Source organism: Bradyrhizobium sp. dw_78, from assembly GCF_018449525.1.
Taxonomy (GTDB): domain Bacteria; phylum Pseudomonadota; class Alphaproteobacteria; order Rhizobiales; family Xanthobacteraceae; genus Bradyrhizobium.
The window spans coordinates 278,830-291,616 of record NZ_JAAVUS010000008.1; the positions used below are offsets into that span (position 1 = coordinate 278,830).

10 protein-coding genes are annotated in these 12,787 nt (G+C 62.9%); 5 read left to right on the forward strand and 5 right to left on the reverse strand.

Annotation, left to right across the window (positions count from 1 at the left end):
- Window positions 1-23: 23 nt before the first annotated feature.
- Window positions 24-1,298, reverse strand: coding sequence for a serine hydrolase domain-containing protein (locus HB630_RS21210; protein ID WP_213774326.1), 1,275 nt, complete (start codon window positions 1,296-1,298; stop codon window positions 24-26).
- Between the two features lie 150 nt (window positions 1,299-1,448).
- Window positions 1,449-2,684, reverse strand: a complete 1,236-nt coding sequence (locus tag HB630_RS21215) for a PLP-dependent aminotransferase family protein (RefSeq protein WP_213774328.1) — start codon at window positions 2,682-2,684, stop codon at window positions 1,449-1,451.
- A 215-nt stretch (window positions 2,685-2,899) separates the two neighbouring features.
- Here HB630_RS21215 and ribB point away from each other — a divergent pair, with 215 nt between their 5' ends.
- From ribB to HB630_RS21230, 3 genes are all read left to right on the forward strand, one after another.
- The gene (gene ribB / locus HB630_RS21220; protein ID WP_213774329.1) at window positions 2,900-3,976 is read left to right on the forward strand and encodes a 3,4-dihydroxy-2-butanone-4-phosphate synthase; all 1,077 of its coding nucleotides are present in this window, start codon (window positions 2,900-2,902) and stop codon (window positions 3,974-3,976) included.
- 134 nt (window positions 3,977-4,110) lie between these two features.
- Complete coding sequence (locus HB630_RS21225; RefSeq protein ID WP_213774331.1) at window positions 4,111-5,325, forward strand: acyl-CoA dehydrogenase; 1,215 nt, start codon at window positions 4,111-4,113, stop codon at window positions 5,323-5,325.
- A 190-nt stretch (window positions 5,326-5,515) separates the two neighbouring features.
- Window positions 5,516-6,439 (forward strand): MBL fold metallo-hydrolase, encoded by a 924-nt coding sequence (locus HB630_RS21230; RefSeq protein WP_213774333.1) that lies wholly within the window; start codon window positions 5,516-5,518, stop codon window positions 6,437-6,439.
- Window positions 6,440-6,539: 100 nt separating this feature from the next.
- On the opposite strand, the gene HB630_RS21235 is transcribed toward HB630_RS21230, so the two are convergent.
- The gene (locus HB630_RS21235; protein WP_213774334.1) at window positions 6,540-7,394 is read right to left on the reverse strand and encodes a DUF1499 domain-containing protein; all 855 of its coding nucleotides are present in this window, start codon (window positions 7,392-7,394) and stop codon (window positions 6,540-6,542) included.
- Window positions 7,395-7,603: 209 nt separating this feature from the next.
- Window positions 7,604-9,232 (reverse strand): fatty-acid--CoA ligase, encoded by a 1,629-nt coding sequence (locus HB630_RS21240; RefSeq protein WP_213774336.1) that lies wholly within the window; start codon window positions 9,230-9,232, stop codon window positions 7,604-7,606.
- 124 nt (window positions 9,233-9,356) lie between these two features.
- On the opposite strand from HB630_RS21240, the gene HB630_RS21245 reads away from it, so the two are divergent.
- The gene (locus HB630_RS21245; RefSeq protein WP_249780953.1) at window positions 9,357-10,427 is read left to right on the forward strand and encodes an extensin family protein; all 1,071 of its coding nucleotides are present in this window, start codon (window positions 9,357-9,359) and stop codon (window positions 10,425-10,427) included.
- Between the two features lie 38 nt (window positions 10,428-10,465).
- On the opposite strand, the gene HB630_RS21250 is transcribed toward HB630_RS21245, so the two are convergent.
- Complete coding sequence (locus tag HB630_RS21250) at window positions 10,466-11,143, reverse strand: L,D-transpeptidase (protein WP_213774337.1); 678 nt, start codon at window positions 11,141-11,143, stop codon at window positions 10,466-10,468.
- A 335-nt stretch (window positions 11,144-11,478) separates the two neighbouring features.
- On the opposite strand from HB630_RS21250, the gene HB630_RS21255 reads away from it, so the two are divergent.
- Window positions 11,479-12,459: a magnesium transporter CorA family protein gene (locus HB630_RS21255; protein ID WP_213774339.1), complete on the forward strand. Its 981-nt coding sequence runs from the start codon at window positions 11,479-11,481 to the stop codon at window positions 12,457-12,459.
- The last annotated feature ends 328 nt before the right edge of the window (window positions 12,460-12,787 follow it).

Here is a 12,787-nt window from a genome sequence, read left to right on the forward strand (position 1 = left end):
TCGTTCATTCCCGCTGTGATGCATCACTCGATGATCGACTGATACACCAGCGCATTGATCAGCTGACGGTAGTGCCAGCGCGCAGGCCCCGGCACTGCGGAGAGATAGACCACCGCGAGTTCTTCCTTCGGATCGACCCACCAGTCGGTGCCGCTGACGCCGGGCCAGGAGAATTGTCCGACCGATCCCATCATCCGCACCACGCCGGGCGTGTTACGCACGGCAAGCCCGAGACCGAAGCCGTAATCGGCGCGGGTGGGATCGGTATTGCCGATGAGATTCTTGATGTTCGGGCCGAGCTGGTCGGACAGCATGTAGTCGACGGTCTTGCGGCCCAGCAGTTGCGCTTTGCCGGAACGACCATGATTCATCAGCATCTGGGCAAAGCGCAGATAATCCGTCGCGGTCGTGGCCGCGCAGCCGCCGCCGCATTCGAATTTGAGCGGCTGCGTCAGTTCAGGGCTGCGTACCTGCGGCTTGCCGGTGTCGGGATCGACCGGCAACGGCCTGGCGTAGCGCGCCGCCTTGTCCGCGGAAATCGAGAACCCGGTATCGGTCATGCCGAGCGGCGCGAACAGATTGGCCTGCAGATATTGGCCCAGCGTCTGGTTGCTGATCTTCTCGATGATAAGGCCGGTGATGTCGAGACCGAAGCCATAGTCCCACACCGTCGCCGGTTGATAGAGCAGCGTCGCCGATGACAATTTATCGAGGAAGGCTGGGCCGTCGTAATTGCGCGAAGCCTCGGCGCTGCTGGCTGGATACATCCTGTGTACCGGTGTGGCGCCGCGACCGCCATAAATCAGGCCGGAGGTGTGGCGCAGCAAATCCTGGATCGTGATCGGGCGATTGGCCGGCACGGTGTCGGTGGTCGGTTCGCCGCTCGCGTCGCGGGTGGCGACGCGCATATTGGCGAATTTCGGAAAATACTGGCTCAGGGGATCGTCGATCAGGATCTTGCCCCGCTCGTAGAGCATCAGGGCGCCCACCGTCGTCATCGGCTTGGTCATCGAGGCGATGTTGAAGATGGTGTCGGTGGTCATCGGGACATTGGCGGCCTTGTCGCGCCAGCCATAGGCGTCGAGCATCACCAGCTTGCCGTGCCGGGCGACGGCGATGACCGCGCCGGGAATACGCCCGGCCTCGATATCGGCCTTTAGCGTCGTGCCGATCCGCGCCAGCCGCTCCGAGGACATGCCGACGTCTTCGGGCTTTGCGCGGGGCAGGGGATCTTTGGCGAAGGCGGCGCTCGACGCCAGCAGGCAAAGCGCGGCAACAACGGTTCGTAAGGAAGTCATGGATTATCTCCGGTTCGGGCTCTTCCGGCCCCATTGACATCAGCAATGAAGGGAGGATTTTCGTGGCAGTCCGCGACGCCTATATGTCATTGCAGCCGACGGCAAGTCACGTCGAAGTAAAGTCACGTCGCCGTTAAAGCCGCGCCGGAGTCAGGCGCTCTTCTCCACATTGGCGCTTCGCGTCGGCACGCCGAATTCGCGGCGGCACACCTCGGCCAGCACCGCGACGCCTTCGCGGATCTGTTCGTGAGTGGGGCTGGCAAAACAGAGCCGCAACCGGCTGCCGGCATAGGTCTTGTCGGTGGACCATTCCGGCCCCGGATTGATCGCGACGCCGGCAGCGAGCGCGGCCTGGTAGAGCTTCAGCGTATCGACATGGTCGGGCAGTTTTACCCACAGGAAGATGCCGCCCTTGGGGTCTTCGAATTCGGCCGCGGTGCCGAATTGCTCGTTGAGCGCTTCCATCAGCGTATCGAGCTTGGCGCGCAACCCGCGCGTCAGTTTCGGCACATGGGTCGCAAAATGCGGCGCGCAATATTCCGCCAGCACCATCTGCTCCAGCGCGCCGGAGCCGGCATCGGTTTTCAGCGCCAGCATCCGCGACAGCATTTCCCAGGGCGCGACGATGTAACCGACCCGCAGCGCCGGCGCGATCGACTTCGAGAACGAGCCGATATGGATCACGTTGCTGATCTGGCTCATCGCATGGATTGCCGGCGGCCGCTTGCCGTCCCAGATCAGGTCGGCGTAGCAATCGTCCTCGAACACCGGCACGCCGTAGGCTTGTGACAGTTCGAGAAGCTCGGCGCGGCGTGCCTCGGGCAGGATGGTGCCGGTCGGGTTCTGCACGGTCGGGATGGTGTAGATGTATTTCGGCGTGATGCCGCGGCGCTTGAGGTCGGCCAGCGCCGCAGCCAGCGCATCCATCCGCATGCCGTCCTGGTCCAGCGGGATACCGATCACGTTGACGCCGAGCCGTGTCAGCCGGTTCAGCGAGCCCTGATAGGTCTCCTGCTCGATGATGACGGTGTCGCCGCGCGCCAGCAGCGACTGGTTAACGAGATCGAGCGCCTGTAGCGAGCCGGAGACGATCAGGATGTCGTCGGCCGTGCAACGGATACCGGCGTCGCGCTTCAATTTGGCCGCGATGAAGTCGCGCAGCGGCCGGTAGCCCTGTGGGCCGCTGGCGAGCCCGTAGGTGGCGAGCGCCTGGCCCTCGCGCTTGAGCACGGCGTTGACCGCGTCGACCAGGCCGTCAACCGGGACCTGATCGGGATCGTTGTTGCCGCCGACGAAGCTGTATTTGGCCAGTCCCGTCCATTTGGCTGCGGGGGCAGGCAGTCCTGCCGGAAGCAGGGGCGCGAAGTCGAATGGTGCCGAGGCCATGAATGGCGTCTCCCTTGTTTTTGTTGGCGGCGATCTTAGACAAGTCTTTGAGGCTTGTCGCGTCATCCTGGCCATGCTGCCTTGCGTAAACATGCTGGTGCGGGCTGGCAAGTCCGGCTAGAGCATGGTCCGGAAAAGTGGGAGGCGGTTTTCCCTCGGGGCAGGCGCGACGTGTTTGCCCGGAGATCATGCCTTCCGATCACGCGAGATATTCAATGGCCGATCCGATCCAGGAAGTTCTGAACGCCTTTGCCCGCGGCGAGATCGTCGTCGTGACCGACGACGACGATCGCGAAGGCGAGGGCGATTTGATCGTCGCCGCGTCGCTGTGCAGCGCCGATAAGATGGCGTTCATCATCCGACATACCTCGGGCATCGTCTGCGCCCCGATCACCACCGACGATGCGCGGCGGCTGCGGCTCGATCCGATGGTCGCGCACAATGAATCCAACCACACCACCGCCTTCACCGTCTCGATCGATTACAAGCCTGACGGCGGCACCGGGATTTCGGCGGAGGAGCGCGCATCCTGCTGCCGCGCGCTAGCCAACCCCAATGCGGGGGCCAACGACTTCGCCCGTCCCGGACATATCTTTCCGCTGATCGCCCGCGACGGCGGCGTGCTGCTGCGCTCCGGCCATACCGAGGCCGCGGTCGACCTCTGCAAGCTCAGCGGCCTGCCGCCGGTCGGCGTCATCAGCGAATTGATGAACGATGACGGCACCGTGATGAAGGGCGAGCAGGTGGCGCGGTTCGCCGCTGCCCACAAGCTCAAGCATGTCACCATCGCCGACATGATCGCCTATCGCCAGGCGCGCGAGAAGCTGATCGAGCGGGTCGCGACCTTTACGACGGAGAGCCCGATCGGCCCGCTGCAAGGCTACGCCTATCGCTCGCCGTTCGACGAGATCGCGCATGCCGCTTTTGTCTATAACGGCATCGGTGACGGCAGGAATGTCCTGACCCGGCTGCACAAGCCGAACATGGTCAAGGATCTCTTCACCGGCCAGGCGCGCATGCAGGTTATTCTGCAGCATTTCAAGAAGGCCGGCCGCGGCGTGCTGGTGTATCTGCGCGACGGCGCCGCCGGTGTTCCCGTCGAGCCGGTCGGTCAATCGCAATCGGCCGAAGCCGATCGCAACCGGCAATGGCGCGAGGTCGGCGTCGGCGCGCAGATCCTGCGCGATCTCGGTGTCACCTCGATCGTCAATCTGACCTCGTCGGTGCATGACTACAAGGGATTGTCCGGATTCGGCATCGAAATCGTCGCCAATGAACGTCTCGACGGCTAGCGCGTTCCGGGACAGGCGTTCTTGCGTGTCCCGGAATGGCATCGATGAAGTATCTGTCCAAGCCAATTGCGCTTCTGCCGATGGCGCTTTAATTTAGAAACCAGCTCCGTGAGGATGATGCGAAAGGAATTGTCATGAGCGTGCGCCCTCAGACCAAGGACAAGCCGGCAGCGGCGACTTTCCAGTGGGACGATCCGTTCCTGCTCGACGAGCAGCTCACCGAAGACGAGCGCATGATCCGGGACACCGCCCGCGCCTATGCGCAGGACAAGCTGCTGCCGCGCGTCACCAAGGCCTATCTCGAAGAAAAGACCGACCGCGAAATTTTTAACGAAATGGGCGAGCTCGGCCTGATCGGTATCACCTTGCCGGAAGAATATGGCTGCGCCAGCGCCAGCTATGTCGCTTATGGCCTGGTCGCGCGCGAGATCGAGCGCGTCGATTCCGGCTATCGTTCGATGAATTCGGTGCAGTCGTCGCTGGTCATGCACCCGATCTACGCCTATGGCGACGAGGACCAGCGCAAGAAATATCTGCCGAAGCTTGCCACCGGAGAATGGGTCGGCTGTTTCGGCCTGACCGAGCCGGACGCCGGCTCCGATCCCGGCGGCATGAAGACCCGTGCCGAGAAGATCTCCGACGGCTACCGGCTGAGCGGTTCCAAGATGTGGATTTCCAACGCGCCGATCGCCGACGTGTTCGTGGTCTGGGCGAAGTCGGCCGCGCATGACAACCAGATTCGCGGCTTCATCCTCGAAAAGGGCATGAAGGGCCTTTCGGCGCCCAAGATCGAGGGCAAGCTTTCGCTGCGCGCCTCGGTGACCGGCGAGATCGTGATGGACGGCGTCGAAGTGCCGGAAAGCGCGCTGTTGCCCAATGTGTCCGGCCTGAAGGGGCCGTTCGGCTGCCTCAACCGCGCCCGCTACGGCATTTCCTGGGGCGCGCTGGGAGCCGCGGAAGACTGCATGCACCGCGCGCGGCAATACACGCTCGACCGCAAGCAGTTCGGCCGGCCCCTGGCGGCGACCCAGCTGGTGCAGAAAAAGCTTGCGGACATGGAGACCGAGATCGCGCTCGGCCTGCAGGCAAGCCTGCGCGTCGGCCGGCTGATGGACGAAGGCAAGATGGCGCCGGAGATGATCTCGATCGTCAAGCGCAACAATTGTGGCAAGGCGCTCGACATCGCGCGCATGGCCCGCGACATGCATGGCGGCAACGGCATCCAGATCGAATACCATGTCATGCGCCACGCCGCGAATCTGGAAACCGTGAACACCTATGAGGGCGCCCACGACGTTCACGCCCTGATCCTCGGCCGCGCCATCACGGGCATCCAGGCGTTTTCGTGAGGATCGCATCGTCATTCCGGGGCGCGCATCGAACTCGGGTTTACCCGAGTTCGACGATGTTATTTTTCAGGTCGGCAGCAGCCGACCTGAATCGCGGACCCGGAATCCCGAGCCGTATCATTCGCTCTTTCTAAGATTCCGGGTCTGGCCTTTCAGGCCATCCCGGAATGACGTGGAGTCAAGATCGCTCATGGCCGATAACGACGATGTTCCGTTCAACCGCGACTTTCCCCTGAAGCCCGGTGTGGTCGACGAGGTCCGCCCCGGCGTGCGGCGGATTCTCTGCAACAATCCGAGCCCCTTCACCTTCACCGGCACGCTGAGCTACATCGTCGGCAAGGGCAAGGTCGCGATCATCGATCCCGGACCCGACGATGAGGCGCACGCCAGAGCGCTGCTGGACGCGGTGCGCGGCGAGACCGTGACGCATATCCTGGTCACCCACACCCATCGCGACCATTCGCCGAACACGGCGCGGATCAAGGCTGCGACCGGCGCCACCGTCTATGCCGAGGGCCCGCACCGGGCGTCGCGGCCGCGTTACGAGAGCGAGAAGCACAATCCGGAATCCGGCGTCGACCGTGAGTTCAGTCCCGACATCAGGGTGCGCGGCGGCGAGACCATCGAAGGCGATGGCTGGGCGTTGCAGGCGGTGGAGACGCCGGGCCACACCGCCAACCATCTGGCGTTCGCGTGGCCGGAACGGAAGATCAATTTCGTCGGCGATCACGTGATGGGCTGGTCGACGACGATCGTGGCGCCGCCGGACGGATCGATGATCGATTACATGGCCTCGCTGGACCGGCTGGCGCAGCGTGAAGAGGATTTGTATTTCTCGGGCCACGGTCCGGAAATTCCGGAAGGGCCGCGCTATGTGCGCTTCCTGACCCGGCACCGGCGCGCGCGCGAAGCCTCGATCCTGCATCGGCTGGCGAAGGGCGAGGCCGATATTCCGACCATGGTGCGCGCGATCTATATCGGCATCGACCCTCGCCTGACCGGAGCCGCGGGCTATTCCGTGCTGGCGCATCTGGAAGACCTGGTCGCGCGCGGTGTGGTGGCGACCGACGGCGATCCGGTGATTGGTGGAGTCTATCGGCTGGCGAGCCCCTAGTTGTCATTCCGGGGCGATGCGGAGCATCGAGCCTGGAATCTGGAGAATTGTGGCACGAGATTCCGGGTTCGCGCTGATGCGCGCCCCGGAATGACAACCGTCACTTCTTCCCCGTCTTGGCCGGAGGCTTGACCGGCACCGCCGGCGGCTTCCTGGCGGGCCTGAGATTATCGGCATCGACCGCGGTGTTGAGGTCGTCGATCAGCTTGCTGATCCTCGCGGCGTTGCTGCCGAGATCGCTTTCGAAATAACGCGACGAGGAGCGGATATCGACCCGGGAATCCTCGCCGTCGGGCGTGACGCGGATCGCGACATCCTCACGGAATCCCATGATCGGGGTTCGCGCCACCGCCTCGATATGCCCGATCATGCGCGGCGGCTGTGGAGGCCGTTCGTCGATAATCAGCCATTTGCGCCGCTTCACCAGTTGCAGCGTGACCTCGTAGGCGCGCTGCGCCGAGGCCTCGAGATCCACCGGCTCGATATCGGGATAGGCTTTCTGCTGCTGTTCGGCGGAATAAAGCCCGGCATAGACGGCGGGATTGGTGCCGTCGCCGGTACGCAAACGCGCCAGAGCGTCGAAGCTTGGCGGATCGATCGGATCGGTGGTGATGTCGTGGATCGGCGGCAGCCTGCGATATTGGTACAGAAGATAGGCCGGGTAGGCGAGCACCATGGCGTCGATCAGGAACGCCAGCAGGATGCGGCCCATACCGCGCGAACCGTTCTGCCAGATCGCGGCAAAGGCGGCGAAGCCGACCAGGATGGAAAGACCGGCGCAGGCCAGCGCGCCAAAAAACGTCGCCAGCGCCGGCTTCACTTCGAGGAAGCCGAAGCGGACGATGAGGACCGAGACCAGCACCGCGACCGCCGAAAATACCGCGAGATTGCGCGCCGAGGAGGCGAGGCCGGACACGGGCTCCTTCTGATAGGGAGCGAAAAACCTGCGGGCCATCGCGTCAGTTCTGCCGGGGTTGGAACCTTGCCCGGCGAAATATGCGCCGGGTGCAAAATGAGTTCGCTTGAGACCACGGACCCACGGCGAATTCAAGGGGCGGGAGGCTGAATAGCGAGTGGCGAATAGCGGAAAAAGGATGAACGCCGGAGCTTGCCCTTTCGTTTCCCTACTCGCTATTTGCTATTCGCCACTGCCGCCCCGTTCCATCACGCCGCGGCGTTCGGAAAGCTGTAGTTCTTGAACTGGTCGCGCAGCGCCGTCTTCAGGATCTTGCCGGTCGCGGTATGCGGAATGCCATCGACGAAGGCGATATCGTCGGGCATCCACCATTTGGCGATCTTGCCATCCATGAATTTCAGGATGTCCTCGCGCGTCGCTTTCTGCCCCTCCTTCAACTGGACGATCAGGAGCGGCCGCTCGTCCCATTTGGGATGATGGACGCCGATCACGGCGGCTTCCGCCACCGCGGGATGCCCGACCGCGAGATTTTCCAGGTCGATCGAGGAAATCCATTCGCCGCCCGACTTGATCACGTCCTTTGAGCGGTCGGTGATCCGCATGTAGCCATGCGGGTCGATGGTGGCGACGTCGCCGGTGTCGAAATAGCCTTCGTCGTCGAGGATGTCGGTGTCGACCCGGAAATAGGCCTTCGACACCGAGGGCCCGCTGACTTTCAGCCGGCCGAAGGTCTTGCCGTCCCACGGCAGCGCCTTGCCGGCATCGTCGGTGATCTTCATCTGCACGCCGAATGGCGGATAGCCCTGGGTTTGCAGGATATCGAGTTTTTCGTCGCCTGAGAGATCGGCGAAGGGGGGCTTGAGCGTGGCCAGCGTGCCGATCGGGCTCATCTCGGTCATGCCCCAGGCATGGCGTGCCTGCACGCCCATGTCGAGGAACGCCTTGATCATCGAACGCGGCATCGCCGAGCCGCCGCAAACGACCATCTTGAGATGAGGCAGCTTCAGGTCATGGGCGGCCATGTAATTGAGCAGCATCAGCCAGACGGTCGGCACGCCCGCGGTATACGTCACCTTCTCGGTATCCATCAGTTCATAGACCGAGGCGCCGTCGAGTTTCGGTCCTGGCATCACCAGCTTGGTGCCCATCGAAGGTGCCGAGAAGGCGATGCCCCAGCTGTTGGCGTGAAACAGCGGCACCACCGGCAGCATGGTGTCGCTGGCGGAGGTGCCGAGCGAATCCCGGTTATTGGCCATCAGCGCATGCATCACGTTGGAGCGATGCGAATACAGCACGCCCTTGGGATCGCCGGTGGTGCCCGACGTATAGCACATCGCCGCGGCGGTGTTTTCGTCGAAGGTCTTCCAGGCGAAGTCTCCGTCCGACTTGCCGATCCAGTCCTCATAGGCGATGGCGTTTTTCAGCGTGGTCTGCGGCATATGCGCGTTGTCGGTAAGCACGACATAGCGTTCCACGCTCGGCAGCTTGCCGGCGATCTTTTCCAGGATCGGCACGAAGGTGAGATCGGTCATTACCACGCGATCCTCCGCATGGTTGATGATCCAGGCGATCTGTTCGGGAAACAGCCGCGGATTGACGGTATGGCAGATCGCGCCGATGCCCATGATGCCGTACCAGGCTTCGAGATGACGCCAGGTATTCCACGCGATGGTGGCGACGCGGTCGCCGGGCCTGATGCCGTCGCGCTCGAGGCTCTGCGAGACCTTCAGGGCGCGCGCGTGAATTTCGGCGTAATTGGTGCGATGGATGGGGCCTTCGACTGAACGAGTCACGACCTCCTGCGTTCCATGATAGGTCGCGGCGTGCTCGATAATGCGGTGACACAGCAACGGCCAATCTTGCATCAACCCACGCATACGGACCTTCCCTCCTGATTTGTTATCGGTTGCCGCGGCTCACCACGGAATTGTCATGAACCTTAGCGCGGAGAAAGCGGTCCGCAAATGGCCTTGTCATCGCTTCGGCCGCGGCGAAATGGCAATGGTTACCGTTGCCGCGCTGTTGCTGACGGTCGGCGCGCCGTCCCGGCCTGCCGTGGCGCGGAAATCCGGGCTGCCGCCCTGGAGCGGCCTGTTCGGGATGGAGAGGCCGCAGAGCTCCAGGCCGCGGCGGGCGGCGCTGGTGCGGCCGGTGCCGCTGCCGAAGCCGCGCCCGGCCGAAGCGCCAGTCGTGCCGGAAGCGCCCCCGGCTGGAAAACAGGCGCCTGCACCGGGCCCTGAAGCCGCCTCGCCGCCGACGCCTCCGGCTGCGCCCTCGGCCTGCCGGCTGGCGCTGACGGATATGGTCGCCATCGCGCCCAGCATTCCCGATATCCACGGCCCCGGCGCGTGTGGAGGCGAGGATCTGGTGCGTCTCGAAGCCGTCGTGTTGCCGGACCAGCGGCAGGTGGCCGTGAGGCCGGCGGCGATCCTGCGCTGCACGATGGCTTCCGCGATCGCGGACTGGGTCCGCAGCGATCTCTCGCCGCAGGCCGCGAGCCTCGGCAGTCCGATCAGCAGCCTCGACAATCTCGATTCATTCGAATGCCGGGGCCGCAACCGTGTTGACGGCGCCCGGCTATCCGAGCATGGCCGCGCCAATGCGCTCGATGTTCGCGCGTTCGGGCTCGCCGACGGCCGGTCCATTGCGCTGGCTGACCGTACCGTGCCGCGTGAACTGCGCGAGAATGTGCTGCATTCGGTGTGTACACGCTTCACGACGGTGTTGGGACCGGGTTCGGACGGCTACCACGAGGACCACGTCCATCTCGATCTGATGGAGCGGCGCAACGACTACAGGATCTGCGAGTGGGATGTCTGGGATCCGTTGCCGCAGATCGCGCCGCTGCTGCCGGCGGCGCGGCCCGACGATGCTCCGCCGCGCGCAGCCACCGCCAAGCCCGATACCATCAAGCCCGATACCGCCAAGCCCGATGCCGCGACGTCGGATGGCGCCAGACCGGACATTGCCGCGTCCGGCCCCGCCGAAGCCGATCCGGCCAAATCTGATCAGGTCCAGCCTGAGCAGACAAAGCCTGATCAGATCAAATCACCCACAAAAAAGCGCCGGTAAACCGGCGCTTTTGATTCAGTCAAAGCAGCGATTTGGGGTTATTGCACCGAGCTGCCGCCGCCTTGCAGCGCGAGCTGCGAGTTAAAAGGGGAGTCACCGTGGTGCGGTTCGAGCACCACCACAACAGCGCCCACTTTCACCCGGTTATAGAGGTCGATCGCGTCCTCGTTGGTCATCCGGATGCAGCCGGAGGAAATCGACGCGCCGATATATTCGGGCTGGTTGGTGCCGTGAATCCGGAACAGCGTGTCCTTGCCGTTCGCATAGAGATACATCGCGCGCGAGCCCATCGGATTGTCCGGTCCCGGCGCCACGAAAGAGGGAACGCCCATCCGCTCGATCTCGCCCTGGGTCGGATGCCAGGCCGGCCATTCGGCCATCGCGCCGACCTTGGCCACGCCGGACCAGGCCATTGCTTCCTCACCGACGGTGATGCCGTAGCGGATCGCCTTGCCGTTATCGAGGACGTAGTAGAGATAATGATTGTCGGAATCGACCAGGATCGAGCCCGGCGCTTCCTTGCGATGATAGTCGACGATGGCGCGGCGGAACGGCTCGGGAATCGGCACGTTCGTATAGCGAATCTTGGCCAGCAATTCCTTGTCATGCGGCTTGAATGCGGCGGTATTGGTCGCCTCATAGGTTGTGGCCTGCATGCAACCTGACAGCATCAGTCCGGAGGCCAGAATCCCCAGTGTTACCTTGAGCGACGACATGTGTAGATCCAATCGAAAATCTTGCGTACGAATCGCCCAAATTGCGCCGTAACCGCGACGATTCCATTGCCGTTATTATCGCCGGAATCAGCCATAATTCCAGAGCGGAGATGTGCATCCTGCAATGCGGATAGTTTCTGTGTCTTTTTTGCCGCATGTTTTGCGATTCCTGGCGTATTTTCGGGCAGTTGACGGCACTGTGCCAGGATGTGTCACATCCGGGCCACTCCGTGGCCGTAGATATGGATTGGCGGTCCATGCGCCGCCCAGGAAACGCTTGCCAGAATCGAGCCGATCCTAGTTGGGTGGCTTCAAGTTCAGTTCTGGAGTTCTGCATGCTTTCGGTGTTCACCCCCTCTGAGGTCTCGCTCAAAAAAGCCGCTTCGGTCGATCTCTCCGCGCTGCCCGAGGCCGCGGTCTGGATCGATCTCCTCAAGCCGACCGCGGAAGAGGACCGTGCCGTGGAGCGGCTGGCCGGCATCGCGGTGCCGACCCGGGAAGACATGCAGGAAATCGAGATTTCCAGCCGGCTCTATGTCGAAAACGGCGCCCGCTACATGACGGCGACCCTGATGTGTTCGTCGGACAGCGAGAATCCGCGCACCACCGCCGTGACCTTCATTCTCGCCGGCCACCGGCTGGTGACCGTGCGTTACGATTCGCCGAAGCCGTTCCTGCTGGTGGAGAACAAGCTGGCGCGCGCCTGTCCGCATGCTGTCACCGGCGAGATGGTGCTGATGGAATTGCTCGACGCGGTGATCGACCGCACCGCCGACATCTTGGAGCGCACCGGCGGCGACATGGACGCCATCAGCCACGAGATTTTCGAGCCCGGAGGGGACGCGCGCACCGGACACGCCAAGCGCTATTCCGATATCCTGATCGCGATCGGCCGCAAGGGCGACCTCACCTCCAAGGTGCGCGAGAGCCTGGTCTCGGTCGGCCGCGTCGTGACCTTCGTTACCGCCGCGATCGATGGCGTCAAATGGTCCAAGGACATGCGCGAGCAATTGAAGACCATGCAGCGCGACGTGGTCTCGCTGACCGATCACGCGTCTTACCTGTCCAGCAAGATCACCTTCGTGCTGGACGCGATGCTCGGCGTGGTCAATCTCGAGCAGAATAACATCATCAAGCTGTTTTCGGTGATGGCGGTGGTGTTGATGCCGCCGACGCTGATCGCTTCGATCTACGGCATGAATTTCAAGATCATGCCGGAACTGGAATGGACCCACGGCTATCCGATGGCGCTGCTCATGATGGTGCTGGCGGCGGTGCTGCCCTACTTCATCTTCAAGTGGAAGAAGTGGCTTTAGGCCACGCTGTCGGCGCAACCGCGGAACCGGGTTCCAGGTGGCGATATTGGACAAGAAACCTGCCTCATCTGCCGCAATTTCTCCCGTAAAATTTGAGCGTTACGCTGAACTTTTGAGCCAAATTTGTCTGCGATAACGCGGCTCCACACCGCGAGGACTGCAATGGTTGAGAAAGTCATAACTAAACCCAACATCGTCGACTTCTCGCGATATCAACAGGGCCGTAATTCCCACGACAAGGCGCGCGCGTTTGCGGCGCGAATCTGTCGGCATTGTGGAGCGGCACTGTTGGAAGGTGAGAATGAAGACGATTGCTCCAGTGCCGTTG

Bases quoted from the DNA above. Each gene is read 5' to 3' on its own strand.
- HB630_RS21225 (WP_213774331.1), top strand. From the start codon at position 4,111: ATGAGCGTGCGCCCTCAGACCAAGGACAAGCCGGCAGCGGCGACTTTC.
- HB630_RS21255 (WP_213774339.1), top strand. From the start codon at position 11,479: ATGCTTTCGGTGTTCACCCCCTCTGAGGTCTCGCTCAAAAAAGCCGCT.
- HB630_RS21230 (WP_213774333.1), top strand. From the start codon at position 5,516: ATGGCCGATAACGACGATGTTCCGTTCAACCGCGACTTTCCCCTGAAG.
- HB630_RS21240 (WP_213774336.1), bottom strand. From the start codon at position 9,232: ATGCGTGGGTTGATGCAAGATTGGCCGTTGCTGTGTCACCGCATTATC.
- HB630_RS21235 (WP_213774334.1), bottom strand. From the start codon at position 7,394: ATGGCCCGCAGGTTTTTCGCTCCCTATCAGAAGGAGCCCGTGTCCGGC.
- HB630_RS21210 (WP_213774326.1), bottom strand. From the start codon at position 1,298: ATGACTTCCTTACGAACCGTTGTTGCCGCGCTTTGCCTGCTGGCGTCG.
- HB630_RS21250 (WP_213774337.1), bottom strand. From the start codon at position 11,143: ATGTCGTCGCTCAAGGTAACACTGGGGATTCTGGCCTCCGGACTGATG.
- ribB (WP_213774329.1), top strand. From the start codon at position 2,900: ATGGCCGATCCGATCCAGGAAGTTCTGAACGCCTTTGCCCGCGGCGAG.
- HB630_RS21245 (WP_249780953.1), top strand. From the start codon at position 9,357: ATGGTTACCGTTGCCGCGCTGTTGCTGACGGTCGGCGCGCCGTCCCGG.
- HB630_RS21215 (WP_213774328.1), bottom strand. From the start codon at position 2,684: ATGGCCTCGGCACCATTCGACTTCGCGCCCCTGCTTCCGGCAGGACTG.